Origin of the sequence: Bacillus swezeyi (assembly GCF_030908325.1) — a bacterium.
Classification (GTDB): domain Bacteria; phylum Bacillota; class Bacilli; order Bacillales; family Bacillaceae; genus Bacillus; species Bacillus swezeyi.
In genome coordinates, this window is the sequence record NZ_CP133085.1 from 1,567,652 (window position 1) to 1,591,198 (window position 23,547).

General features: G+C 43.0%; 45 protein-coding genes. All 45 read left to right on the forward strand.

Annotated features, from left to right (window positions below; genetic code table 11):
* Window positions 1–11: 11 nt before the first annotated feature.
* The 45 genes from RBH91_RS07630 to RBH91_RS07850 all read left to right on the forward strand — a co-directional run bounded on the left by RBH91_RS07630 (window position 12) and on the right by RBH91_RS07850 (window position 23,541).
* Window positions 12–215, forward strand: coding sequence for an XtrA/YqaO family protein (locus RBH91_RS07630; RefSeq protein ID WP_094023866.1), 204 nt, complete (start codon window positions 12–14; stop codon window positions 213–215).
* 13 nt (window positions 216–228) lie between these two features.
* On the forward strand, window positions 229–393 hold the full coding sequence (locus RBH91_RS07635; protein WP_307894030.1) for a hypothetical protein: 165 nt from the start codon (window positions 229–231) through the stop codon (window positions 391–393).
* Window positions 393–611 (forward strand): hypothetical protein, encoded by a 219-nt coding sequence (locus RBH91_RS07640; protein ID WP_307894031.1) that lies wholly within the window; start codon window positions 393–395, stop codon window positions 609–611. The genes RBH91_RS07635 and RBH91_RS07640 overlap by 1 nt, the downstream gene beginning before the upstream one ends.
* Window positions 589–888, forward strand: a complete 300-nt coding sequence (locus RBH91_RS07645; protein WP_307894032.1) for an IDEAL domain-containing protein — start codon at window positions 589–591, stop codon at window positions 886–888. The genes RBH91_RS07640 and RBH91_RS07645 overlap by 23 nt, the downstream gene beginning before the upstream one ends.
* Window positions 885–1,202 carry a hypothetical protein gene (locus tag RBH91_RS07650; RefSeq protein WP_307894033.1) on the forward strand — a complete coding sequence of 106 codons (318 nt, stop codon included), beginning with the start codon at window positions 885–887 and terminating at the stop codon, window positions 1,200–1,202. The genes RBH91_RS07645 and RBH91_RS07650 overlap by 4 nt, the downstream gene beginning before the upstream one ends.
* Before the next feature lie 174 nt (window positions 1,203–1,376).
* Window positions 1,377–1,826, forward strand: coding sequence for a YopX family protein (locus RBH91_RS07655; protein WP_307894034.1), 450 nt, complete (start codon window positions 1,377–1,379; stop codon window positions 1,824–1,826).
* Entirely contained in the window at window positions 1,823–2,233 is a 411-nt protein-coding gene (locus RBH91_RS07660; protein WP_307894035.1) for a YopX family protein, read from the forward strand. Before RBH91_RS07655 ends, RBH91_RS07660 begins: the two co-directional genes overlap by 4 nt.
* Window positions 2,230–2,418 carry a hypothetical protein gene (locus tag RBH91_RS07665; protein WP_307894036.1) on the forward strand — a complete coding sequence of 63 codons (189 nt, stop codon included), beginning with the start codon at window positions 2,230–2,232 and terminating at the stop codon, window positions 2,416–2,418. Before RBH91_RS07660 ends, RBH91_RS07665 begins: the two co-directional genes overlap by 4 nt.
* Entirely contained in the window at window positions 2,415–2,612 is a 198-nt protein-coding gene (locus RBH91_RS07670; protein ID WP_307894037.1) for a hypothetical protein, read from the forward strand. The genes RBH91_RS07665 and RBH91_RS07670 overlap by 4 nt, the downstream gene beginning before the upstream one ends.
* Window positions 2,609–2,863 carry a hypothetical protein gene (locus RBH91_RS07675; protein WP_307894038.1) on the forward strand — a complete coding sequence of 85 codons (255 nt, stop codon included), beginning with the start codon at window positions 2,609–2,611 and terminating at the stop codon, window positions 2,861–2,863. Before RBH91_RS07670 ends, RBH91_RS07675 begins: the two co-directional genes overlap by 4 nt.
* Complete coding sequence (locus RBH91_RS07680) at window positions 2,860–3,048, forward strand: hypothetical protein (RefSeq protein WP_307894039.1); 189 nt, start codon at window positions 2,860–2,862, stop codon at window positions 3,046–3,048. The genes RBH91_RS07675 and RBH91_RS07680 overlap by 4 nt, the downstream gene beginning before the upstream one ends.
* The gene (locus tag RBH91_RS07685; protein ID WP_307894040.1) at window positions 3,045–3,572 is read left to right on the forward strand and encodes a Holliday junction resolvase RecU; all 528 of its coding nucleotides are present in this window, start codon (window positions 3,045–3,047) and stop codon (window positions 3,570–3,572) included. Before RBH91_RS07680 ends, RBH91_RS07685 begins: the two co-directional genes overlap by 4 nt.
* Window positions 3,573–3,888: 316 nt before the next feature.
* Window positions 3,889–4,014, forward strand: a complete 126-nt coding sequence (locus tag RBH91_RS07690; RefSeq protein ID WP_307894041.1) for a hypothetical protein — start codon at window positions 3,889–3,891, stop codon at window positions 4,012–4,014.
* 57 nt (window positions 4,015–4,071) lie between these two features.
* Window positions 4,072–4,389 (forward strand): hypothetical protein, encoded by a 318-nt coding sequence (locus RBH91_RS07695; protein ID WP_307894042.1) that lies wholly within the window; start codon window positions 4,072–4,074, stop codon window positions 4,387–4,389.
* Window positions 4,379–4,606: a hypothetical protein gene (locus tag RBH91_RS07700; RefSeq protein WP_307894043.1), complete on the forward strand. Its 228-nt coding sequence runs from the start codon at window positions 4,379–4,381 to the stop codon at window positions 4,604–4,606. Before RBH91_RS07695 ends, RBH91_RS07700 begins: the two co-directional genes overlap by 11 nt.
* Window positions 4,596–5,063, forward strand: a complete 468-nt coding sequence (gene ssb, locus RBH91_RS07705; protein WP_307894044.1) for a single-stranded DNA-binding protein — start codon at window positions 4,596–4,598, stop codon at window positions 5,061–5,063. Before RBH91_RS07700 ends, ssb begins: the two co-directional genes overlap by 11 nt.
* A 12-nt stretch (window positions 5,064–5,075) precedes the next feature.
* Window positions 5,076–5,252, forward strand: a complete 177-nt coding sequence (locus RBH91_RS07710) for a hypothetical protein (RefSeq protein WP_190325462.1) — start codon at window positions 5,076–5,078, stop codon at window positions 5,250–5,252.
* Window positions 5,239–5,400, forward strand: coding sequence for a hypothetical protein (locus RBH91_RS07715; protein ID WP_307894045.1), 162 nt, complete (start codon window positions 5,239–5,241; stop codon window positions 5,398–5,400). Before RBH91_RS07710 ends, RBH91_RS07715 begins: the two co-directional genes overlap by 14 nt.
* Window positions 5,397–5,912, forward strand: a complete 516-nt coding sequence (locus RBH91_RS07720) for a hypothetical protein (RefSeq protein ID WP_307894046.1) — start codon at window positions 5,397–5,399, stop codon at window positions 5,910–5,912. Before RBH91_RS07715 ends, RBH91_RS07720 begins: the two co-directional genes overlap by 4 nt.
* Window position 5,913: 1 nt before the next feature.
* The gene (locus tag RBH91_RS07725) at window positions 5,914–6,156 is read left to right on the forward strand and encodes a hypothetical protein (RefSeq protein WP_307894047.1); all 243 of its coding nucleotides are present in this window, start codon (window positions 5,914–5,916) and stop codon (window positions 6,154–6,156) included.
* A gap of 17 nt (window positions 6,157–6,173) precedes the next feature.
* Window positions 6,174–6,311: a hypothetical protein gene (locus RBH91_RS07730; RefSeq protein WP_307894048.1), complete on the forward strand. Its 138-nt coding sequence runs from the start codon at window positions 6,174–6,176 to the stop codon at window positions 6,309–6,311.
* A gap of 28 nt (window positions 6,312–6,339) precedes the next feature.
* Window positions 6,340–6,654 (forward strand): hypothetical protein, encoded by a 315-nt coding sequence (locus tag RBH91_RS07735; RefSeq protein WP_307894049.1) that lies wholly within the window; start codon window positions 6,340–6,342, stop codon window positions 6,652–6,654.
* Window positions 6,655–6,875: 221 nt separating this feature from the next.
* Window positions 6,876–7,352 (forward strand): helix-turn-helix transcriptional regulator, encoded by a 477-nt coding sequence (locus RBH91_RS07740; protein ID WP_307894050.1) that lies wholly within the window; start codon window positions 6,876–6,878, stop codon window positions 7,350–7,352.
* 205 nt (window positions 7,353–7,557) lie between these two features.
* The gene (locus tag RBH91_RS07745; protein WP_307894051.1) at window positions 7,558–7,692 is read left to right on the forward strand and encodes a hypothetical protein; all 135 of its coding nucleotides are present in this window, start codon (window positions 7,558–7,560) and stop codon (window positions 7,690–7,692) included.
* Between the two features lie 278 nt (window positions 7,693–7,970).
* The gene (locus RBH91_RS07750) at window positions 7,971–8,810 is read left to right on the forward strand and encodes a terminase small subunit (RefSeq protein ID WP_307894052.1); all 840 of its coding nucleotides are present in this window, start codon (window positions 7,971–7,973) and stop codon (window positions 8,808–8,810) included.
* Window positions 8,791–10,092: a PBSX family phage terminase large subunit gene (locus tag RBH91_RS07755; RefSeq protein ID WP_307894053.1), complete on the forward strand. Its 1,302-nt coding sequence runs from the start codon at window positions 8,791–8,793 to the stop codon at window positions 10,090–10,092. Before RBH91_RS07750 ends, RBH91_RS07755 begins: the two co-directional genes overlap by 20 nt.
* Window positions 10,093–10,105: 13 nt before the next feature.
* Window positions 10,106–10,351, forward strand: coding sequence for a hypothetical protein (locus RBH91_RS07760; RefSeq protein ID WP_307894054.1), 246 nt, complete (start codon window positions 10,106–10,108; stop codon window positions 10,349–10,351).
* Between the two features lies 1 nt (window position 10,352).
* Window positions 10,353–10,880 (forward strand): hypothetical protein, encoded by a 528-nt coding sequence (locus RBH91_RS07765; RefSeq protein ID WP_307894055.1) that lies wholly within the window; start codon window positions 10,353–10,355, stop codon window positions 10,878–10,880.
* A gap of 12 nt (window positions 10,881–10,892) precedes the next feature.
* Entirely contained in the window at window positions 10,893–12,401 is a 1,509-nt protein-coding gene (locus RBH91_RS07770) for a phage portal protein (protein ID WP_307894056.1), read from the forward strand.
* On the forward strand, window positions 12,401–13,516 hold the full coding sequence (locus tag RBH91_RS07775) for a phage minor capsid protein (protein ID WP_307894057.1): 1,116 nt from the start codon (window positions 12,401–12,403) through the stop codon (window positions 13,514–13,516). The genes RBH91_RS07770 and RBH91_RS07775 overlap by 1 nt, the downstream gene beginning before the upstream one ends.
* 13 nt (window positions 13,517–13,529) lie before the next feature.
* Entirely contained in the window at window positions 13,530–13,910 is a 381-nt protein-coding gene (locus RBH91_RS07780) for a DUF2829 domain-containing protein (RefSeq protein WP_307894058.1), read from the forward strand.
* Between the two features lie 251 nt (window positions 13,911–14,161).
* Window positions 14,162–14,854, forward strand: a complete 693-nt coding sequence (locus RBH91_RS07785; protein ID WP_307894059.1) for a hypothetical protein — start codon at window positions 14,162–14,164, stop codon at window positions 14,852–14,854.
* Between the two features lie 7 nt (window positions 14,855–14,861).
* The gene (locus tag RBH91_RS07790; RefSeq protein ID WP_307894060.1) at window positions 14,862–15,812 is read left to right on the forward strand and encodes an SU10 major capsid protein; all 951 of its coding nucleotides are present in this window, start codon (window positions 14,862–14,864) and stop codon (window positions 15,810–15,812) included.
* Between the two features lie 43 nt (window positions 15,813–15,855).
* Window positions 15,856–16,251, forward strand: coding sequence for a hypothetical protein (locus RBH91_RS07795; RefSeq protein ID WP_307894061.1), 396 nt, complete (start codon window positions 15,856–15,858; stop codon window positions 16,249–16,251).
* 12 nt (window positions 16,252–16,263) lie between these two features.
* Window positions 16,264–16,431: a hypothetical protein gene (locus RBH91_RS07800; protein WP_307894062.1), complete on the forward strand. Its 168-nt coding sequence runs from the start codon at window positions 16,264–16,266 to the stop codon at window positions 16,429–16,431.
* On the forward strand, window positions 16,431–16,853 hold the full coding sequence (locus RBH91_RS07805) for a head-tail connector protein (protein WP_307894063.1): 423 nt from the start codon (window positions 16,431–16,433) through the stop codon (window positions 16,851–16,853). The genes RBH91_RS07800 and RBH91_RS07805 overlap by 1 nt, the downstream gene beginning before the upstream one ends.
* The gene (locus tag RBH91_RS07810) at window positions 16,846–17,178 is read left to right on the forward strand and encodes a putative minor capsid protein (RefSeq protein WP_307894064.1); all 333 of its coding nucleotides are present in this window, start codon (window positions 16,846–16,848) and stop codon (window positions 17,176–17,178) included. Before RBH91_RS07805 ends, RBH91_RS07810 begins: the two co-directional genes overlap by 8 nt.
* The gene (locus tag RBH91_RS07815; protein ID WP_307894065.1) at window positions 17,175–17,537 is read left to right on the forward strand and encodes a minor capsid protein; all 363 of its coding nucleotides are present in this window, start codon (window positions 17,175–17,177) and stop codon (window positions 17,535–17,537) included. The genes RBH91_RS07810 and RBH91_RS07815 overlap by 4 nt, the downstream gene beginning before the upstream one ends.
* 4 nt (window positions 17,538–17,541) lie before the next feature.
* Window positions 17,542–17,931: a phage tail terminator protein gene (locus tag RBH91_RS07820; RefSeq protein ID WP_307894066.1), complete on the forward strand. Its 390-nt coding sequence runs from the start codon at window positions 17,542–17,544 to the stop codon at window positions 17,929–17,931.
* The gene (locus RBH91_RS07825; RefSeq protein WP_307894067.1) at window positions 17,932–18,372 is read left to right on the forward strand and encodes a phage tail tube protein; all 441 of its coding nucleotides are present in this window, start codon (window positions 17,932–17,934) and stop codon (window positions 18,370–18,372) included. It begins immediately after the preceding gene.
* Window positions 18,335–18,622, forward strand: coding sequence for a fibronectin type III domain-containing protein (locus RBH91_RS07830; RefSeq protein WP_307894697.1), 288 nt, complete (start codon window positions 18,335–18,337; stop codon window positions 18,620–18,622). The genes RBH91_RS07825 and RBH91_RS07830 overlap by 38 nt, the downstream gene beginning before the upstream one ends.
* A gap of 52 nt (window positions 18,623–18,674) precedes the next feature.
* Window positions 18,675–19,070, forward strand: a complete 396-nt coding sequence (locus tag RBH91_RS07835; RefSeq protein WP_307894068.1) for a hypothetical protein — start codon at window positions 18,675–18,677, stop codon at window positions 19,068–19,070.
* Window positions 19,070–19,675 carry a Gp15 family bacteriophage protein gene (locus RBH91_RS07840; protein WP_307894069.1) on the forward strand — a complete coding sequence of 202 codons (606 nt, stop codon included), beginning with the start codon at window positions 19,070–19,072 and terminating at the stop codon, window positions 19,673–19,675. Before RBH91_RS07835 ends, RBH91_RS07840 begins: the two co-directional genes overlap by 1 nt.
* A gap of 4 nt (window positions 19,676–19,679) precedes the next feature.
* Entirely contained in the window at window positions 19,680–22,733 is a 3,054-nt protein-coding gene (locus tag RBH91_RS07845; protein WP_307894070.1) for a phage tail tape measure protein, read from the forward strand.
* Window positions 22,726–23,541, forward strand: coding sequence for a phage tail family protein (locus RBH91_RS07850; RefSeq protein WP_307894071.1), 816 nt, complete (start codon window positions 22,726–22,728; stop codon window positions 23,539–23,541). The genes RBH91_RS07845 and RBH91_RS07850 overlap by 8 nt, the downstream gene beginning before the upstream one ends.
* The last annotated feature ends 6 nt before the right edge of the window (window positions 23,542–23,547 follow it).

The window sequence follows — 23,547 nt, forward strand, 5'->3', positions numbered from 1 at the left end:
GGGCGGTTTAAGTGAAACTGAAACCTATTACTATCAATGATGATCTTAGTTTTACTGGAACGATGGAGAAAGGCAAAGTCCGCGTCATTGTGGTGGATGGGAACAACGGGACGGCGCACGCAATGGACGCCCCGGAACACGGAAAATCAATTATTCAAACAGTAAAAGGCACGTTTAAACGTGTTGATTTTGAAATAGGTCTAAAAGTTGATTAAAGGAGGATTCACAATGTGCAGCTTATGTAACGGTCAGAAGGTTGTCAGGGTAGAAATTTCCAGCATGGTCGCATTCCATGCCTGCCCGAATTGCAAGATTGAGAAGCAGGATTTAACAGAAACCATCCAGCAGCTTAATGCGATCATTCAAAAACGGCAGCAGGAGAAGAGCGCGTAATGTACATCATGCTTACAAAGTGTGAGTTTGGCTGGACGACGGAAGAAATGCAGAGAGCTCGGGAGGATTGGAAAGCGGGCGTCCCCATCGAGGAAACAGCGGCAATATTAGGCCGCCCGGCGCTGGAAGTATTCTTGTTGATTGTCGATCAATGCGAACGCGGGATACTCAAAGAGCGAAAGGGGAGTATTTACGGTGACAAGGCTAAATGTGGGTGATTGGGTTAGCTTTTGCTTCGCTTTTGAATACAAGGAAATCACGGGTTACATCGTCAGAATATACAATCACAACCAGCAGGCAACAGTTCAAGCGACAAACGGGCAGTTGTATTTGAAAAACATATCAGCTTTAAAGAAGATGCCAGCTAGAACAGCACCGAAATACACGCAGGCGGACATCAGAGCGTTGATAGACGTCGCGCTAGACGCAAAGGATAGGCGATGGTTTGAAGAGCTTACAAGCGAGTTGAAACGCATTCAGGAGGTAGAGGGATGAGAGAAAGTTTAGGAGAGCGCCTGCTTCAAGCATTTTTAGAACATGTAGGAGCGACATATGACGAATTAGAACAAAATTCATCAGTCGATCTTGTATGGGTCATGAAAAAGATTTATGTCAATAGATCATTCGCGGATGCTGTTGAGGCATTAGGACAACAGTTTCCCACTTATTTTTCACCAGACGATTTTTTCAGCTTGGATGACGGATGCCCAAATGTTCCTATTGAGATAAAAGATGACATGGATATTTTGTTGGATTATGACACAGATTTCGGACACCCTGCAAATTTCATAGAGGAGGAAACAGCCTAATGCAAAAGATCAAAAGACTCATCGTGCGGCTGATCGGGCGGAAAAAGAAGGAACAGAAAAAAGTGTTTGAATGGTGGAAGCTGATATGAGGGCGCTGCTGTCCATCCTGCTACTGGCCGGATACAGGGAAAAACAGATTGAACAATGGTTACAAGATGACGGGAGGTAAGGGGAATGGACATTATCAAGATTCGTTACACATTTAGGCATAAAGGTAGCGGCAACATTGAAATGAAATGGTACAGCATCGGGCAATTGGAAGAAAGGGCGGCCGCCAAACTGTCCCCGGTATTTTCAGATGAATATGAATTGATCAGCCGGGATTTATACACCGGATTGAAGGATAATACTGACCGCGAGATTTACGAGGGGGACATTATTCATTGCGTGCACTGGTTCTTTGATGGAAACGAAATAGAAGAACACTTTACTGCTTCAGTTGGATTTCGGGATGGATCATTTACTTTGGAGAATATTAATAGCCGTTATTATTCAGATTATACATTTGAAGAAAACGGGAAAGGTATTTGCTGGATTGGGGATATAAATTACTGTGATGAAGATTATGAAATCATCGGCAATATCTATCAAAATCCTGATTTATTATCGGAGGCGGCGGAATGACAAATCTTCACTATCGAGTGTGGGACGGCGAGCAAATGCATTATTGGGATGATGAGGGGATAAGCCTGACGATCAAAAACGACGGAAGTTGGTTCTTATGGCATGATGCAGGTGGCGGCTGTGTTGTATCAAGCGATGATAAAGACGCGGTGCTCATGTGGGGAACCGGCGTGAAAGATGATGAAGGGAAAATGATCTATCCGGGTGATGCAGTCGAATATGAAACGAGAAACCTTGTGCAGGCTTTTGGTGGAGACGGCCCGGAATATTTGCTAGAAAGGCGCATCATCTGCTTGTTCGGAGGAAAGCATAATGTCCCTTGCGGATTTCTAGGGAATTTAAAGGTTATCGGGAACGTATATGAAAATCCTGATCTACCTGATGATCTATTGGAGGCGGCGGAATGAATGACTTTCAAAAAAGAAAACAATTTTTAGAGAAATACTATCAGGAATTTAAGTCATTGCAAGAGGTTGTCCTTGCAAAGTCTTTGGATGAAACATTGTCATTGTTCTGTGCTGCCTTTCCAGAAGCAGAACCACACAGAAACTATTTTTATCAAAGGGCTTTGAAGGAGGCGGCGGAAGAATGAGCGGAATGACACAAAGGGAAATTAGTCGGGATCTATTCGATCAGGTCCAACGGTTGAAACAAGAAATCAGGCAGTTAAGAAAAGAGAATGAACGGTACAAAAAAGCACTTAACAAGATAGCAGGTGATACTTCGGTAGATACCTTGGGAAAGGCCGAAGAGATCGCAAGAGAAGCATTGGAGGCGGCGGAATGATGGAAATCTGGTACAGCAGGACAGAACGCTGCGAGTTTTGTGTATATCAGTCATGGTTCAAATTCAAATACTATTATCTTTACGCTTACAGATATCGAAATAGTAGCAAGTGGTACACTGTCGGCGCTCACGTAACATACAAATCGGCGCGGAAATGGCTGAAAAAGGTGGTGGGCGATCCCGGCCGTATGAAACGGGTCGAACAGCTACCGGATGGCCTGACGGCCAAGACAAGGGAGGCAGCGGAATGAATGACCTTCAAAGAAGAAAACAATTTTTAGAGAAATACTATCAGGAATTTAAGGCATTGCAACAGATTAACACCGCCTCGTCTTTGGATGAAACATTGTCGTTGTTCTGTGCTGCCTTTCCAGAAGCAGAACCACACAGAAATTATTTTTATCAAAGGGCTTTGAAGGAGGCGGCGGCCGAATGATCAATTACGCCAATCGCGGAAAGGCTTTGCAAATGCTGATCAACAACACGAACGCAGTATACAAACAAAAGGGCTGGGCTTTGGTCGATGAAGTCCCGACGCCATCCAAAAACATAAAAGGCCGGATCATCTACGAGAGAAAAAGCACAGTGGACTATTACGGCATTTCGCAAGGGCGCGGCATCGCATTTGATGCGAAAAGCACCAAAGAAACGAAACGATTCGATCTGAAAAACGTTCATGATCATCAAGTGAAATATCTCGATCACTTCCTGAAACAAGGCGGCATTGCCTTCCTGTTGATCGAGTTCGCGAGATTAAGAGAATTCTATTTTGTGAGCATCCCGTTTTTCTTGGAATACTGGAATGCAGCCAAGAACGGCGGTAGAAAATCGATCCCATACGAGGAAATCAGATTCAACTGTGCTCCGATCAGGACTAGGCGGGGCGTCCCCCTTGATTACCTAGAATTATGCTTTAAAAATGTCGAAAACAGAGGGCTGATATTTGATGGAATGCTATAACAGATTTTGCCTTTGGAATGTTTTTGGTTCATGTTGCCATGAAAGTGAAGAGGGAATGAAAAAAGCTACCCCTAATCAACTAGATTGCCCTTCTTCGTTAAGAGCAGATTTTGAAGAACAACTAAACAATTTACTCAATGAGTGTATTGATTTATTAATGCACAGGAACATGAAAGAGCTAATAGAGGTAAAGAAATTTATCAATGAGCAAAGGAGTTAAGGGATACAAATAGGGGGCGATCATATCAAACGCCTGATCATCCGTTATAAAAACCAATACGGGCGCACTGTGGGGCATGACACCCTTTGGAGGGGTTTGGATAGCATAAGAGAGTTGCAACGGCGCTACGGCTTTTTAAACGAAGATTTGACGTATGTCGAGATCGACGGAGAGGAATGCGATCTGAAAAAGGTAAGGGCTGCGCTTGAGAAGCGCGGGTAAAAAATTTCGGCTGAGAATGTCGGTTCTTGTCGAAAAGAGACGAAAGGGGAAAGGGAAATGGATGCAAAAACAGCGCGTGAAATGGCTGAAACATGCAGAGAAATCATTATGGGGAATATACCAAAATCGGATGAATACCAAAATGTTATAAAGGCGATCAGAAATGCTTCCAAAAAAGGATTATATAGACTGGCTTATGATTACGACTTAAAGGATGCAGTTATTTACTATCGCATTAAAGAAATTTTAGAGTCAGAAGGTTTTATATGCGAAATCGAACGTAGAACAAGCGGGCTTTTGGCATCGCATGTTACAGGATTACGGCTAATAGTCGGATGGAGAGTAGAAACGGAGGGCGAAAAGCATGGCGGTTAAAATCACCAATTGGAGCTTGACACCCGGAAATTACCCTCATGATATAAACCCTTTACTTCCCGAAGAAGTAAAAGTCAATATAGCGAAAGCTTACGGAGTCAATATGAATATAGAAATTAGTTTCACCGGAGAAATAAATGACAAAACACTTCCAGAGAAAATTTTAAAAGCTATCGAGGAAATCATAGAAAAGGAGAATGCAAAAGATGATGAATAGAACGGTGCTTGTCGGAAGATTAACCAGAGACCCGGAACTAAGATATACCCAATCAGGGCAGGCGGTTGCCAGCTTTACATTAGCAGTCAATCGGACTTTCACGAATCAGCAGGGAGAACGGGAAGCGGACTTTATAAACTGCGTCGCTTGGAGAAAGACAGCTGAAAATATTGCGAATCATCTGAAAAAGGGATCAATGGCAGGTGTGGACGGCCGTCTACAGACAAGAAATTACGAAGACCAGAGCGGGCGCAGGGTGTTCGTGACGGAGATCGTCGCTGAATCGGTTCAGTTCCTTGATCCCAAGGGCGGAAGTCAGGCCGATAACAGGCAGCAGGGCAGCGGCAACGCAGGACGAAGCCAGAGCAGCGGACAGCAGGGAAACAGCTTTCCGGACGATCCGTTTGCTAATGACGGCAAGCCAATTGATATACAGGACTCAGATTTGCCGTTCTAAGGGGGCTATAGCATGACAAGGCGCGTTGTTCAGTGGTCGGCAACGAATTACGATCGGGAAGAATTGCAGGTCATTCAGGTGTTTGAGGAAGGCATAAACAAGCAGGATGTTAAAAGTCAGGTGCCGTTTAGCAGATGGCACCGGGTTCTTTACAAAACTGAAAGGGGAAACGGATATGACTTCAAATAGAAACTCAAGCAAGCACGGAGAGGTAACAGTTTGGAAGATGACGGAGGAGCAGCGCCTTGCATACATCGAGAAACACCCAATCGTGGCGAGTGATGAGCATTTGAAGTATTGGGATTGGGACGGCGGAAAAAGGGAGCAGAAGGCATGAAAGAGTATGAAATCAATTTGTCTAACGGAAGAAAATTTTACAGAAATGATGATGGTTCGTGTTGGTTGGATGGTGAATTTAAAACAAATTACGGTATCTTTAACGACATTGTAAGTGAATTGTCGGAAGAAATTATTAAATTGCAGGCGGAAAACGCACAACTAAAGGAAGACATTCAAGAGGAAATTTGCACTTGGAAAATACAAAAAAGACAACTAAATCATTGCGAAAAGGAAATTAAGCGGCTGCGGGCAGAAAACGAGGGATACAAAGCCAAATATGAACGATTTTATGACCGTTTTTGCGAAGCTAATTCGAAACTTTATGATGCCAGTACCGATAACGAAAGATTAAAAAGGGAGAACGAACAGTTACGGCAAGCAATTGCAGATGCGCGGCATTTGGCATCATACCACGGAACGACAGAGGATATTTACAATCGATTGATTAAGGTTGACCCAATTCATCAAACCTTTAAATATCTAAGGGAAATCGAAAAAGAGGAGGATTGACATGGGAATCCTTGATGAAATCGGCTTCAGCAATGTTTCTGTATGTGGCAGAGCAGGAGTCGAAATAAAGGAGGGCTGCGGCCCTCTTGAAAGGGTGGGGAAAATGACAATCGGTAAAGTCCGCAAATTCTTGTACGGCTTCGCCAAGTTTTTAGGCGATGTAAACGCAGTGAAACAGGGAACGGTCGGCAAGAGGGTAAGAAACCGGGTGATTGGGAAGTTTACGGGGCGGCTGTTTAAGTGAGGAGGTAGAAAAATACAATGAATGTATTTAAAGTTTATTGCAACGGAAAGAAAGGTTATTGGCGAGTTATTGCTGATTCAGAATCAGAAGCGATTTATGAAGTTACAAAAGGCTATGAAACACACACAGGTGTTTATGCAATTCAAATAATTTAATTAGCAGACGAGACGGGAAGGTGAGGAAATGGACAATAAAAAACGTTTAGAAGAAATAAAAGAATCTTATTCAAATTGCATTGATTTTGCTTTATCTGATGGTGAAACATTGCCTTATTTCGATATAGAAGTAGCCGATCTGAATTTTCTTATTCAGAAAGCTGAAAAGCTGGAAGAATTAGTATCCAACCTGAAAAAGATGTATGAAAATACTATTCATAAAAAAAGATTAGCTGTTCAGCAAAATGATGAATTAACAGCGGAAGTGTTCAGCGATAGAGCGACTACGATTTTTCAAATCGGATTAATGATCGGGTTCGATGTTGCGAAGGAGATAGAATAAACAGCGGCCGGAGCCGGGAAGAAGAATGAAGGACAAAAAACCGCCATGCGGCGGCCGTCCAGGCTAACCCTGAACCCTAGTTTTATGATATAATAGAGGCATAATGAAAGTCAAATAAACGTCCAAGACGGAAAGCCTGCGGACACTGAACTTACAGCATTTACGCTGTTTGTTTGGTGTCCGTTTTTTATTTATATACGACGATAAGGGGGGGAACGGACATGGATAGAAAACAAATTGAGGATATCTTGAAAAATTATCGTTGGATGATGAATAGCATTGAGGATTTAAGGGGAACAATCGAAGAACTAAGGGAATTAAACCGAGATGTCGGCGAAGGATTAACAGCAAAATACGGAATTGAGGCCGCTATGCCAAAGGCGCAGGGCACAACGAGCGATTCTGTTTACAATGAGACTGTAAGGCGGTCGAAACGATATAAGAAAATTGAAATATATGAACAGAAGGTTCAGAAGCTGCAAGAACGAATTAATCGGATTACAGATGAGAGGGAAGGCGAAGTATTGCATTGGCTACTGGAAGGCAAAAGCTATCGGTGGATTGCGCAGCATATGCAATTGTCTTTCTCTCATATCCGTAACATTCGCGATTCAATTATTGATAAGCTGGCTAACGAATCAAATTGCACGAATTGCACAAAAGGCACAAATTTCAGTAATTTGAAATCTGTGGGTTAAAATGGAGTCAAGAAACATCTTTCCCCAAACATGTTTCTTTATTGTCGTTTCTCTTAACGACGTCCTTTCAATCTACACAGGTTGTGGAAAATGTGGTTTTTACTTTTTTAATGCGATCTTGATCAAATCGCAAATAACTATGTACATTTGGCGGCACTGCGAATACGCGGGGTCGCTCTTTTTTATGCCGAAAGGAGCGGAAAACATGTACAAGAATCTAATAGAAACGTTAAAAAAACAGCTTGATATTAGGCCTACAACCGAAAGACAGAAAGAGCATGCTGATGCCCTGATGTATGGACTTTGCGCCGGGATAAAATCCGAGAAAAAAGAAAAATGAGTTTTATGTTTGTTGTGATGCGCGCCCTGTAAGTCTTGGGACAACTACCGGCTAACGCCAAGCACGGGCGCGGCTCAGAGCAAATAAAGGAGAAAAGACTATGATTCTACGACAATATTTACAAGACAAACGAGAAGAAGAACGCGAGAAAGCGAGAGAATCGGCCCGAAAAACTCACAAGTGTCATGGATGCGTGTGGGGGACATGGGCCGGGAATAAATATGTCTGTCCATTCTGGCGGTGCGTCAAAAACAAGTGAGGGAGGCGGTGTCATGTAAATGGATTGGGAGAAAATCAAAAAGGAATACGAAACAACTGACCTGACATTGAAGGCGCTGGCCAACAAACATAATGTGAAAATCGGGACTTTGAAAAGCAGAAAGAGTCGTGAAGGATGGTCAAGAGATCCCACGAAAAAGGATGCAACCAAAAAGAAAGAGGTTGCAACCCCACAACCTATTATCGAATCTGACGAATTAAACGACAAACAGAAAATGTTCTGTCTTTATTATATTAAGTATTTCAATGCGACAAAGGCATATCAGAAGGCTTATGGAGTTGATCGAAATACAGCTGAATCAATTGCTTATAGATTGATGGGGAAGGATGGAGTGAAAAGAGAAATCGAACGCCTCAAGCAAGAACGATTTAACGGAGTATTGCTCGATGCTCAAGCGGTCCTTCAAAAATACATTGATATCGCATTCGCTGATATAACGGACTTTGCGGAATTTGGCATAAAAGAAGTGCCAGCCACCAACGAGAATGGCCCGTTAGAAGATGAGGACGGAAACCCGATCATGATTGCAACTAATTACGTCGCTTTCAAAGAATCATCAGAAGTAGACGGCACAATTATTACAGAAGTGAAAAAAGGTAAAGACGGCGTTTCCGTTAAGCTTGCCGACAAGATGAAAGCCCTTGAGTTCTTGGTAAAATACACTGATCTGCTTTCAGAGAATGACCGCAAAAAGCTACAGCTTGAGAAATTGAAAGCTGAAACGGCGAAGCTTGAGGCCGAAACAAAGCAAGATAAAGGCGACGGCGGCAAAGTGGTGATCGTTAACGACAAGGAAGCGATGAGGAAGGCGATGGAAGATGACGACCAAGACAATTAACATTATGGACTTGATGAATGTCAATTTCTACTCCCTGTGGCTTGCCGAACAATCGCATATAGTAGCGAAGGGCGGCCGTTCTTCTATGAAATCGTCCGTTATTTCCTTGAAGCTTGTTACTGACTTCCTAGAAGACGATCAAGGAAATGTTGTGTGTCTCCGTAAAGTCGGAAAGTACCTTTCAACATCTATTTATGAACAAATCAAATGGGGCATTTACATGCTTGGCGTAGAAAGTGAATTCTATTTCGGTAAATCCCCGTTATTGATAAAGCATAAGTCTACAGGGACAGCATTTTATTTTTACGGCTGCGACGATCCGATAAAACTTAAATCGGCGAAGATAGCCAAAGGGTACGTTATGGCCCTATGGTTTGAAGAGGCAGCCGAGTTCGCAGGCGTGGAAGATATCGATATTGTCGAAGATACGTTCATACGGCAAGAAATCGAAGGGAAAGAGGTAAAGGTATATTTCTCTTATAACCCGCCAAGAAACCCGTATTCTTGGATAAATGAATGGCTGGATTCCAAAGCGAATGACGACGACTATTTTATACACCATTCAACGTATTTAGATGACAAAAAAGGATTCTTGTCTGAACAAATGATCAGGAAGATAGAGAAATACAAAGAGAATGACCTTGATTATTGGCGATGGATGTATAACGGTGAGGTTATCGGACTTGGTGACATGGTATACAACATCAATCATTTCAATTGGATTAAAACGATCCCGGCTGATGACGATTTAAACTTAATCGACATCGCAATTGACAGCGGCTATCAAGTGTCAGCTACTACATTCACAGCCTATGGGGTGACTAAACGAGGTAATGTTATTTTGCTTGATACCTATTATTATTCTCCAGTTAACCAAGGGAGAAAAAAAGCCCCATCTGAATTTAGTAACGATTTATGGGAGTTCGGACAGCAACTTATTCGGAGGTTCAACCGGAACATTGACAAGTGGACAATAGATAGCGCAGAAGGCGGATTGCGTAACCAGTTCTTTAAAGATTACGGGATACGCCTAAACCCCATCGCCAAGAAAAAGAAAGTTCATATGATCGAAAACGTGCAAGACCTTTTAGGACAAGGTCGTTTTTTTATGCTCAATAACAATAACAATCAGATTTTCCATGAAGAACACAAAAAATATCAATGGGATGCTGACACGATGCAGAAGGATGATCCGAAAGTCATCAAAGAAGATGACCACACATGCGACAGCTTCCAATATTACGTGAATGACAACCTTCAAAAATTGAGGTTGAAATATTAAGGGGGAAGAACAAATGTCTAAGGTTGTTATCAGAAAAAGAAAAGATGCCGAAGGGAATATGATTCATTTTAAAAATTATGATGTTTTAATAGACGGCAAAAATTTAAAAGATATATTGAATGGCGGCGCTGGCGTTTTTCGTCTTGAATTGGATTTGTCAGCCTGTCAAACGCCTGTTTTGAAAATAGAGATGCACCCAAAAGAAATAGAGTTCGAAGGCGATGCCAAGATTATAAAAGCCAAACAGGGGGACAAATAACATGCCAAAGTATAGAGAAAAGCATACCGGGGAAGAGGTTGAAGGGTTCCGATTGGGATTGGGTAGCGTCCCGGAGTGGTTTGAAAAAGAAACCGAATATGAAGACGTTCGTTTTGCGTTAGACGGTCGCCTTTACGTCCGGTTTTGGAATTACTTCAATAAACGCAAAAGATTATCGACAGCTTTCGAGGGTTATTACATTTTCAAAAATAGACACGGAAATATCATCCCAAGTGATCCGGAGGATTTCGAAAAAGAATTCGAGGAAGTGGCTGAAGATAAAGCTGATATTTGGAAGAATTTCAGGAAACGGGCGGAAGAATGGAGAGAACAGCAGCGAAAGCATCACGAAAAGGAAATGTTGGAACTGGATAATCTTATTGGACTCATCAAGTTTCTGGAAAAACAAACATCTAACCAAACAGAAGATAAAGAAGCCGATTTTGAATACTTTGCAACGCTTTTTTTAAATGGAATCATCGATATCGAATATTTCAAAAAACAAGTATTCGAGATATTTGGGAAATAAGGCGGTGACACAATGTTCAACAGCCTAATCACGTGGGGAAGGGCGGTGTTACGGAAAATGGGACTTATTAAAGAAATCAATACGATTTCAGAGATTCGGCCGATACCGATAAATGATGAGTTTTACGAAACGATAGAAAGATGGCTGGCGCTATATAAAGGGCATCTCGCGAAGTATGACGATGAGCCGTTTCACGAAGTCGAATTCACAACCATTGAGGGCGGCAAGCAGACAAGACGGATGCACACAATGGGAATGCCTAAAATCGCAAGTAAAGAAATGGCAAGCCTGATCTTTAATGAAAAATGTTCGATCAACATTGATGAGAAAGGCCTAGCCGAAGAGATTGGAAATGTTTTTGAATACAACAATTTCTCTAAGAGATTTCAAAATGATCTCGAATATATGTTTGCGCTCGGCGGCCTTGTTGTAAAAGCGCATGTCGAAGTAGACCGAACCGGCCAAAAACAAATAAAAATCAACTTTGTTACGGCCGACTGTTTTATACCGTTAGCCTATTCGAACGACGATATAACAGAGGGCGTATTTTTAAATATATCGCGCAAAGGCGATAAATGGTACACGCTTTTAGAATGGCATACATGGGAAGGTAAAGAATATGTGATTCAAAATGAACTGTTTGAATCGGACAAGGCCAGTCAATTAGGTGTTAAAGTACCGTTAAAAACGATTTATCCAGACTTGAAAGAATGGGCCTCAATAGAAAACCTTCGGCGCCCTTTATTCACGTATATCAAACCGAATATAGCAAATAACATTGATCTTCAATCACCATTGGGGATTTCTTTATTTGCAAACGGCACCGATACAATAAAGCTTCTCGATACAGCGTTTGACAGCTATCACCGTGAATTCAAGCTAGGCAAAAAGCGGATTATCGTCCCGGCGACTGCGGTTAAGGTAATTGTCGACCCGAAAACAGGGGAAACACACCGTTATTTCGATGCAAATGATGAAGTTTACCAAGCGTTTAATTTTGATAGCCTTGATGCTCAAAAGCTCTATGATAATACCGTTGAATTGCGTGTAGATGAACACATAAAGGCTATCCAATCCCTATTAGATGTTTTCGCGATGCAGATAGGTTTTAGCCCCGGTATATTCTCTTTCGACGGTCAAGGCGTTAAAACAGCGACTGAGGTAGTCAGTGAGAACAGCAAGACCTTTCAAACGAAAAACAGCCATGAAACTGTTATCGAAGAAGGGATAAAGAACCTAATTGCCTCTATTTGCGAATTAGCGAAGCTAGAAAAATTGTTCGCGGTTCCGGAAGAATATGATGTCACAATTGATTTTGATGATTCTATTGCCGAAGACAGGGACGCAAACGCCAATTATTATTTGAAGATCATGAACAACGGTTTGATGCCTAAATATATGGCCCTTATGCGGATACTCAAAGTACCAGAAGATCAGGCGAAACGAATCATTCAGGAAGCAAAAGAAGAAGCTGCCACAGAACTGCCTGACGTTGATCAAATGTATGGTGATGGTGCGTAATGGCGCGCCTAACAAAAGACAGGCTTGATCAAATCACTTGGCCAATCGCTCAAATATATTCATCGATCCAAACAGAAATCCTTGAAAACATCGCGGAACTGTTGGCTAAAGATCAAGATGCATTAGAAGAAGATACAAACGCTTGGTATGCGCTGAAATTCCAGCAAGTCGGCGGCCTTACAAAGCAAAATATCAAAACGATTTCCAAGAAAAGCGGCTTGAGCCAAAAGAAAGTCAGGGAGATATTAAGCGAGGCCGGGCATGAAGGCATACAGGAAAATGAAACGATCTTACAAACTGCGTTTCAAAAAGGCGCTCTCTCCAAACAAGCACCGGAACCTAAAGACGATCCGGCAATATGGCGCATTTTAGAGGCGTTCGAGGCTCAATCAAAGGACATATTTAATCAGATCAATTCAACTATGTTAGAGAATGGCGCTCAGGTTTACCGAGACATTCTGACGCAGACGACAGCGGCCGTTCTATCAGGAACGAAAACACCGCAGCAGGCGCTTAGAAGCACGTTGACAAAGTGGGCTAACAAAGGTATCCCGACACTCGTTAAAAGCAACGGTGACCGCATGTATGCTCAAGAATATGCGCAAATGGTCATTCGTACAATGAGCAACAATGTCGCCAACGAAATGCAGGATGCACGCTTTGATAGTTGGGGTGTCGATCTTGTTGAAATCAGTTCGCACAGCGGCGCCCGGCCAAAATGCGCGCCTTATCAGGGTAGGATATTCAGCAGGAGCGGAAATCATCCAAAATATCCGGCCTTATCCAGCACAAGCATAGGAGAGCCGGACGGGTTATTTGGAATTAATTGCCACCACTTGCAGTATCCTCATGTCCCGGGTGTTTCTGTCCAACGTTACCACCCGGTAAATGCAGAAAAGAACAAAAAAGCATACGAAAATAGCCAAAAACAACGTAATTTGGAACGATCCATCCGAAATGGTAAGCGCGAACTGGCCGTATTTGAAAAGCTTGGCGATGAGGTGGGTATAAAACGCGCCCGGGCCAAGATTGCAAGGCGGCAGGCGCAGCTTAGAACATTCATTGATGAGACCGGCCGCACAAGGCGGAGGAACAGGGAGCAAATTTATGCGTAGGGAGTGACAAGATGTGAAATTAAACGAGGTTGTCGAGATTGTCGAACAATTGAAGGGCTGCGGTTTTAAGTTCGAGGCCGCCCCGTTAGAAAATAATGTTGCTTTTGTCGAATTAGAAAAGATCGCGACTAAAGGAATGGAATTCGAAACAGCTTTATTTCTTTTGAAAAAAGGATACAAAGTTGCCCGTCGTGGTTGGAACGGCAAAGGGATGTTTCTGTATTACGTTCCTGCAAATAGTTACCCTGCACAAACGGAGGCAGCTAAAGAGCATTTCGGCGATATGGTCGATTACGGGGCCTACATTGCAATGAAAACAGCACAAGGAAATGTTGTCCCGTGGCTTGCGTCTCAAACTGATGTACTTGCGGAAGATTGGGAGATTATTAAATGAACAAGTTCACTCAATCATCAATCAATAACAATTCAATGCCTGTTTGCGAACCGATTCTTTATACGGAATCTGATAAATACAAGGAAATGCTAAATAAAGAGTTATATAAAGATTTAAGAATTCAAGTAACGTCCCAAAACTTTAGATCATCACGAATGTAAAAGTCGCTGACGCGGCTTTTTTTCTTGCCCGTTTACCTGTTGTGGGCGGTAAATAAAACACGGGATTTTACCTTATCGGAGGGATTTTCTATGTATGATAAACGCTTTTTACCTTTAAACCTTCAATTTTTCGCTGAGGACGCAGGCGACAACGATAATAACGGCGGCAGCGGAGAAGGTGTACAAGGGGACGATCAGCAAAACCCGGGAGCACAAAACGGGAGCGCTGATAATACCGGAGATTCCGGGGAGAAAACAGTTCCACAATCCAAAGTTAACAGCCTAGTGGCTACTGAAAGGAGGGACACGCTAAAGAAACTTGGAGATTTTGAAAGCATCGACCAGGCTAAAGAATGGATACAAAAAATGAGAGGTTTAGAAGAGTCGCAGAAAACAGAAGAGCAAAAACGGGATGAGCGCTTGCAAGAGTTTGAAACTCAAAACCAAACCCTTTCGAGCGAAAACGAAAGCCTCAAGGCTCAGGTTGCAGCCTTAAAAGTCGGTGTGACAGAGGAGTCAATGGAGGATGTTGTCACGCTTGCTCAAAAATACGTTTCTGATGACGTGGACCTGAATGCGGCCATTGAAAAGGTAATCGAAAAGTACCCGCATTTCAAAGAACAGCAGCAAAAGCAAGACTCGCCAAGATGGACGAATGGAAACCATCAAAAGCCACAACTAAGCGACGTTGAGGCACTCGAAGAACAAATGAAAAACGCAAAAACTTTACCTGAACGCGTTGCATTACGCAACAAAATTGCGGAATTAAAAGCGAAAGGATGATTTATAAATGACACAAGTTCAAGGACAAGGAAACACTTGGAATCTACCAAACTATGCCGGGGATCTTTACACTGCTGAGCCAGAAAGTACGCCGTTTTTATCGATGTTGGGCGGTCTTCATAACGGAGGGGTGCAAACCCAAAATTTTGAATTCACAATCGGTTCTCTTTATGACTATCCGGAACCATCACAGCCAGCGATTTCTGAACAAGCTTCCACGACTGCGCCGCAAGCGATTAATTATGCACGCTCGCAAGAAACAAACGTCACGCAGGTCTTTCAAGAAACAGTCAACCTTACTTATGTTAAACAGTCCAACTTTAACCGCATGCAAGGGCTAAACACAGCAGGACAACAGAACAACGCGCCTAACGAAAAAGACTTTCAAATTGCCCGTCAGTTGACTAAGATTGCGCGGGACATGGAACACACTTCATTTAATGGCCAATATCAAGAATCAACTGATGTTACTACACCAAATAAAACACGCGGCATGCTTGAAGCGGTGGCTAATGGAGGTACAACAATTGCCGCAGCGGGCGCAGATTTAACCCGTGATATGCTTCAAACACTTTGGAGGGAAATGTATAACAACGGCGCAACATTCACTAATCCAGTTATGTGGGTGGGTGCAAGATCAAAGCAGCTTGTTACCGATCTTTACGCATATGCGCCTACATCTCGTAATGTTGGCGGCGTGAACATCCAAGCTATCGAAACAGATTTCGGGAACATCGGCATTAGCCTGAATAAGTTCATTCCTGCTGATTCCATTCTTGTTGCGGATATGAGCGTTATCAATTCAGTATTCCAGCCAGTTCCGGAGAAAGGCAACTTCTTCCTTGAAGAGCTAGGGAAAACGGGCGCGGCTGATCAAGCAATGATTTTCGGTCAATGGGGCTTGGATCATGGGCCGGGATTCTTCCACGGTTCTATCACTGGTCTGGCAACTGCATAAATAAACAGGGGCATTAATTGCCCCTCCTTTAAGGAGGGTTAAAATGGCAGATTTACAAGAAAAAATTGAAACAGCGGTGGGATTACAGCTTGAATTACGGAAATTGTTGCTTGAAATAATCGGGCAAATCCCGGGAGAAGGCGGCGGCACAATCGACGGCTCGGATATCACAGATAATTCTATTACCCATTTGAAACTAGGAGACAGCAGCGTACGAAATAGACACATCGGCACAAGCAGTGTGCAAACGAGTAATATAGCGGCGCAAAATGTGACTCTCGAAAAGCTTGCCGATGATGTTACTACAATTTTAAAAGGGAAATTAACGGCATCACAAGGGGCAGCGGTGGCGGATAGCGCCGGGTCCACTGACGCAGATACAGCAGTTAATGCTTTGCTTGCTTCATTGCGTGCGGCTGACATTATCGCAACATCATAAGGAGTGAAATAAATGCTATTCAAATCAAAAAAACCAAATCTGATTGTATGGGATAAAGAAAAAGACAAGCCTTTGGCAGCTTTTAAAAACGGAGTGTTCGAAACAGAAGAGCAAACTGTTGTCAAAAAGCTCAAAACACACGGTTATGAAGGAGAAAAGGCTGAAAAAGGTGAGCAATAATGGCTTACATCACGCCGGATTATTATAACAACACCTATAAGGGTACGGCTGCACCGTCTACTGCTGATCTCGAACGCTATATCGAGCGGGCAAGTGATGTTATTGATCAGGTGACGGGATTCAAGCTATACGGCGGAAAATTTGATGAGTTGCCGGACGGCTTTGTCAAAGATATGGTCAAGAAAGCAACGGCGGCACAAGTTGAATTTTACGTTTTGAAGGGCGGAGATGCCGAGGTAAACGCCGGGGAAGATACCAGCATGAATAGTGTGAGCATCGGCGCTTTCAGCTATTCAAACGGTTCCTCCGGGGGCGATTCCGGCAGCTCTTTTGGACGTGATGCGGATCGAGTCAGTCCGACTGCGCTTTCTTTTTTAACACCGACAGGTCTATTATATCGCGGGGTGTTTGTCCGTGGCTAAACCAATCCCGAAAGAACTGCTTATTCATTCCATTTCGTATGAAGAATTTGCCGGAAAAGATCGATATGGCGACACATGGAAAGCCCCGGTCAATATTGATTTTGTCAGGGTTGAACCGATTGAGCGTGTTACACGAAACAGCAACGGGGAAGAAATCACTTCACAAACAACGGTTTTCGTGGATGCTGTTTACTCGTCTCCTACTCCGAATTTTGTAGAGAAATCAAAGGTGACGTTTAGCGGCCGTACTCGTTTCATCAATGAGATTCGGGAGCAGTACGCCAAGGTCAACAGTATTCACCATTGGGAGTTGATGCTTGTATGATCAATTTCAACGTCAGGATGGATATTGATTGGGGCAGCATTGAAAGAAGGACAAACCAAGGCTTTGACGCATCACAAGAAATCATAGATTCGCAGGTTTTGAAGGATTCAAACCGATATATCGCTTTTGATACCGGAGAGTTAGCACGATCTGGTGTGAGGTCAACGGAACCGGGGAGCGGTAAAGTTATTTGGGATATGCCGTACGGACGAAAGATGTACTATAATCCGCAATTCAACTTCTCCAAAGACAAAAACCCATTAGCGGGCGGTCTTTGGTTCGAACGGGCGAGATCATCACATTTAAACGAATGGATCAACATGGGACAAAACGCATTCAACCAAAATTTCAGGGGGTGATTGATTGGATTTCTTAGATCGTTTATGCGATGCGATAGAAGCCGATTTATCCCCTTATTCACCTATTGATGTGGGTTCGCTGAGCGACGGCGATTCTATCGCCATTCGTAGATACGCAACGCCCCGCAACACCCGTTATTACAACGGCGGTAAGATTGAAAACTTTGGCTTTCAGATTCTTTGCAAGAATAGCAATGCTACAGCCGCAATAAATACGATTCAAGACATCACGGATTATTTAGATGGAAAAACCGAACTGCTGTCAAATGACGGCAGTTTTTCTTTGAACATAATTGAGGTTTCCACAGACCCGAATTGGGTTGAAACCACCGAACACGCTCAAGAAGTTTATACAGCTCTCTTTGTTGCAGAGCTATACAGGGAGGTTAAATAAATGCCGAAAGATTTTCCTTTACAGTTTAAAAATGAGTTTTCTCTCGATGTAACACCTACCGGCACAACACAGACATTTGAACGCTTGGCGGCAGGATTAAAGACTATTGAATCAAACAATAACGAAGAAATCGACCAAACTGCTTACTATGACGGCAACGGAATGGCGGACAGTGATGTAATCGGTGGTCAATTGACTCTTACATGCACATGTGACCGTGTACTTGATGATCCGGTACAAAATTATATCCTGTCAATTTTATTCGAGTTCGGTGTGTCTCGCCGCACTACATGCAAATGGACAACGTCAACTGGAGAATTGATAGAGGGGCCTGTCACAATCGCAAACATCGCGCCTCCGGGCGGGGACGCAAACGCAAAAGGAGAATGGACATTCGAAATCCATTTCAACGGTAAACCGACTTACACACCTGCACCCTAAGGCGCCCCAAAATCTACAGTACACCGCAACGGTTGATAGCGTGACCGTAACTTGGAGTCCTGTAGATGGGGCGACTTCATACAACGTCTACAGAGGCGAAAAGAAAGTTTTCGCTGAGAGTGTAACTGACACAACATTTACAGCAGACGGGTTGAGTGCTGATACACAACTCACGATAAACGTAACGGCCGTGAATGAGGCAGGAGAATCGCCAATGTCTGAGATCGTAACACGTACATCGGCATCATAACAAGACAGAGAGGGCTTTTGCTCTCTCTTTTTATTTTGAGGAGGAATAGCAGATGACAATTAAAAAATTCGAGTTTAAAAAGACATATGAAGAATTTGAAGCGGCCGGGAAAACGTACCGAATGTATTTTGATGATGAAAAACTACAGGAATATCGTGATTTAGTTTTCAAATACAAAGAAGAATTCAAAGATGAAAATTTTGACGTTACAAAAATGTCAAAAGAAGAATACGACCAAAAAGCAGCGAAGCAAAAAGCGACCATCCAAGAGATGATCAATACATTCCTTGGTGAAGGTTCTTATGATGAACTATACGAAGCAAGCGGGCGCAGTACTCATAATATGGCCGATCTGCTTTATTTCTTGATGGAATTTGTTGAACATCGGACGTCCAACACGCAAAACGAAAAAGTGTACAACTACTACAAGAAAGCAGCTAAAAAATAATGTCTTTCACGCTAACGGAATACTTGGATGATTACGTTGAAATCGAGGGTACCCGTTACGCTTTGAACCTTTCATATGACAACGTTTTGCGCGTTCTGGAACTATTCAGAGATAAGGATTTTTCAAAGGAACAAAGGCTCGAAATAGCGTTCGACATGCTAGTGATAGGCACCGAGAAGCTCGACATCGACCTATATGCAAAAGATCAGATCGTGTCATTTATTCTACAGGACTTTTTAGAAATTGGTTTTAATCCAAAGAAAGGCCCTAAATACTATGATTTCACGGAGGACGCGCCATATATATACGCGTCTTTTTTGCAGGACTACAATATCGATTTGATCGATCAACAAGGAAAATTACATTGGAAAAAATTCATTGCTTTGTTGTCCAGCCTTAGCGAGGAAACAAAATTTAGTCAAGTTGTCGGAATACGCCAAATGAAAATACCGCCTCTTGATAAACACAATGCAGAGCAGCGGGCGAGCATTATTAAAGCAAAACAATTCTACAGACTCAGAGGCGAGGAAGACCCGCATATAGTTGCGGATCGGGTTGATAATGCCTTTAACCAAGTAGCCTCCATGATTAGAGCAGGGGGGTGAAAAATTGGCAGATGGAAGAATAGTCATTGATGCAATATTAAACAGGAGCGACGCAGAGCGCGGGCTTTCTGATCTGCAAAGAAGTTTTTCGAATGTATCTCAAAAAATGGCAAGCGTTGGCGCGACTTTGACAAAGGCCGTTACCCTCCCGTTAGTCGGAGCGGCAACAATGGCGACAAAATTCGCAATTGATCAAGAAACGGCGTTCGCGAAAGTGTCTACTCTTTTAGACTCTTCGAAAACAGATTATAACAAGTATAAAGACACAATCCGGGACGCATCTAACGAAATGGGCGTGTCTTTCGGCGAGTATTCAGAAGCGGTTTATCAATCAATTTCGGCGGGCGTCGATCAGGGTAAAGCTATTAAATTTACAGCAGATGCCGCGAAGCTAGCAAAAGGCGGATTTACAGATACAGCAACCGCCGTCGATATCATGACAACAGCACTTAATGCTTACGGCATGGAAGCATCCGAAGCCGGAAAAATTAGCGACTTATTGATCAATACACAGAACCAAGGTAAAACTACCGTTGATGAATTATCCGCCTCAATGGGTACAGTCATCCCGGTAGCAAAAGCGAACAACGTTTCTATTGAACAGTTATCAACTGGTTATGCAGTTCTCACAAAGAATGGTATTGCTACAGCTGAGGCTGGAACCTATATCCGTTCAATGTTTGGAGAATTAGGGAAATCCGGAACCCAGGTTGATAAAATTCTGAGGAAAAAAACCGGAAAATCCTTCTCTGAGCTTCAAAAAGAGGGGAAAACCACAGCAGATGTCTTGAATATCCTTCAAAAAGAAGCGGATAATTCAGGTTTACAGCTATCTGACATGTTCGGTTCTGTTGAGGCGGGTTCCGCAGCCATGGTGTTGGCTAAAGATGGCGGAGAAGAGTTTGACGAAATTCTTAAAACCATGGGCGATTCAGCAGGCGCGACGGATGAAGCTTTTAAGAAAATGAACGAAACAACAGGCGTTAAACTTCAAAAGGCGCTGATCAGTTTGCAAAACTCGGGTGCTAAAATCGGAGATGTTCTTTTGCCTATGTTAGCGAAAGTGGCCGAAGGTATTGCCTATCTCGCTGATAAATTCGGAAACCTTAATCCCGTAGTGCAAAAAGTCGTTGTTGCTATAGGAATATTAGTTGCCGCAATTGGCCCTTTGATGTTTGCGGTTTTTAGTATTGCACCCGGATTTGTCTCATTAGCCGGGGCATTGAATATGTCAACGGCTGCACTATTAAAGCTGATGGGTCGTATTGCTCTTTTCTCGGGAGTTTTTGCAATTCTGGCCGTAGGCATAGTATTGGCCATAACCCACTTTGACGAACTGAGAGAAAAGGCAACAGAAGTCGGAAAATCTTTGTTAAAGACCTTAAAGCCTGCTATTGAGACCATACAACGCCTATTTGAAGGAGTAGCAAAGGTATTAACAGGTGATTTAAAAAGAGGAACACGGATCATCGAGGACATCCTTCCTAAACCTGTAGCGACTTTCATCGTCAAGGGATTGGATATGATCAGGGAAGGATTTTTGAACGTAAAACAAGCCATTGAAGATGCTTTCAACGGAGATTTTAGCGGGGTAGCTGAATATATCCCGAAAATAATCGGAATTTTAACCGGGGGCATCCCGTCGTTGATTATAACGGGTCTTCAATTCCTGCCAGCCTTGGCGGAGGGTATACAAGCTAATTTACCGATGATTTTAGAGACGGCACAAACAGTAATTCAAACGTTTGTTGATAATTTCGTTGAGAATTTGCCCGTTTTCCTGCAAGCCGGCTTAGATATTGTGACGAATCTTCTCCAAGGAATCACTCAATCGCTGCCGGTTATTATTGAAGCTGTCCTTACACTTTTGAATACAATCATCGAGCAAATCACCATTTATTTGCCTATGATCGTTGGGGCCGGGGTTCTCATTCTTACGAATTTGATCAATGGAATTGTTCAGGCGCTGCCTCAAATCATAACGGCCGTGACTCAGGCCATGACCGTTTTAACTGAAACAATAACGGAATTGCTGCCGATCATCATTCAGGCAGGCATCACGATCTTGATGGCTTTGATTGATGGGATTATCCAATCCTTACCGCAAATTATCCAAGCAACCTTAACTCTCATCCTAGCAATTGCCAATGCGGTCATCGAGAATTTGCCGACCATCATAGACGCCGGGATCAAAATTTTGACATCGCTCATAGATGGAATCATAAAAATGCTTCCTCAATTGATCCAAATGGCCATTTATTTGGTCGTTTCTGTGGCGGAAGCCTTGATCAAGAATTTGCCTAAAATCATAGATGCCGGAATCAAACTTTTGCTTGCTCTGGTTGACGGGATCATAAAAATGCTTCCTCAATTGATAGAGGCAGCGGTGACAATAATAATTAAGCTGGCCGAAGGATTAATAAGGAATATGCCGCGGATTATGGAGGCCGGCGGACAATTATTAATGGCCCTTATCAAGGGTCTAATGTCGTTGGTTGGCGAATTAATCGGCGCGGGTTTTGATTTAATCGGAGAACTTGCTGGGGCTTTCGGAAGTGGAATTGGTGATATGTTCGGAATTGGGGCGGATATAGTCAATGGATTATTGGACGGAATGGGGAGCATGCTTGGAAATGTCTTAGATACAGCGGCCGACATCGGTAATTCCATAAAGGATAAATTTAAAGACATTTTCAATATTCATTCCCCTTCCCGATGGATGCGCGATGACATCGGCGTTAACTTGATGAAAGGTTATGAAGTTGGCGTTGACCAAAAGAAGCAAAGCGTACTGAGAAAATCAGCAGAGACAGCCGAGTGGATGAAACCGGACATATCGATTATGGACTTTATGCCGGAGACTGGTCCATCAACGGCAGCTAGTGGATATACAAATAGCGTCACAAACAATAATAATACACCTGTCACAATCAATATGGAGTATTACGGAGATGGCAGCCAACAGGACGCGAATAATTTCGTTGACATGATCGATAAGGCGTTCGGCGAACGCTTAAGACAAAATAATTTCATGGTGGGGGTGAGAGGGAATGCTTAGATCAATCATCATTCAAAAGCAAGATGGAACGACATATGATCTATCGGAATACGGCGTGAAAATCCGCGATGTTATTATTCCATCCGTTGACGATGTTCTATCAAGTGATTATGTCGAAGGCGGCTCCGGCATTATCCCTCTCGGAACCCGTCAGGATAGATCTCCCATAAAAGTAGATTTCGACTTTCGGGCCATGACAAGAGAGGCCTTTTTTGCTGCCCGAAATACGATTTTTCGCATATTGCGCTCTCCCGATTGGTTTTATCTGATCGACAGTGCGGAGCCGTATAGGCGCTGGAAAGTCTATTGCAATGCTTTTGAACCAGAACGCATATGGTCAATCGGAAGGCAGAACGTTGGATTCACCCTTGTGTCACCCTATGCAGAGAGTATAAATTCTACGGTCATCCCCCTCGAATGGGGGCAAGGATGGGATTGGGGGCGTGGGTTTGAGTGGGGAAACTCTTACAGTTTCACCCTTCCGTCATTCACGGTCAATAACACAGGCGATGAAACAATAGACCCAAGAAATACAAATACAGAATTTAAAATCACTTATACGGGTGCATCTACTAATTTGCGAATCCGAAATCTAACAACAGGCGACGACTGGCAGTATACAGGACAATCCAACACCAAAGACATCATTGTTTTGGATGGAATAAGGAGCCTCAAAAACGGATTATCAATATTCAGGAACACCAATAGACAATTGATAACTTTAGCACCGGGAGAAAATGAATTTCAAATCACGGGGACAAGCGGAATTTTTACAGTGAATGTAGATTTTCGCTTTCTTTACGTTTAGGAGGTA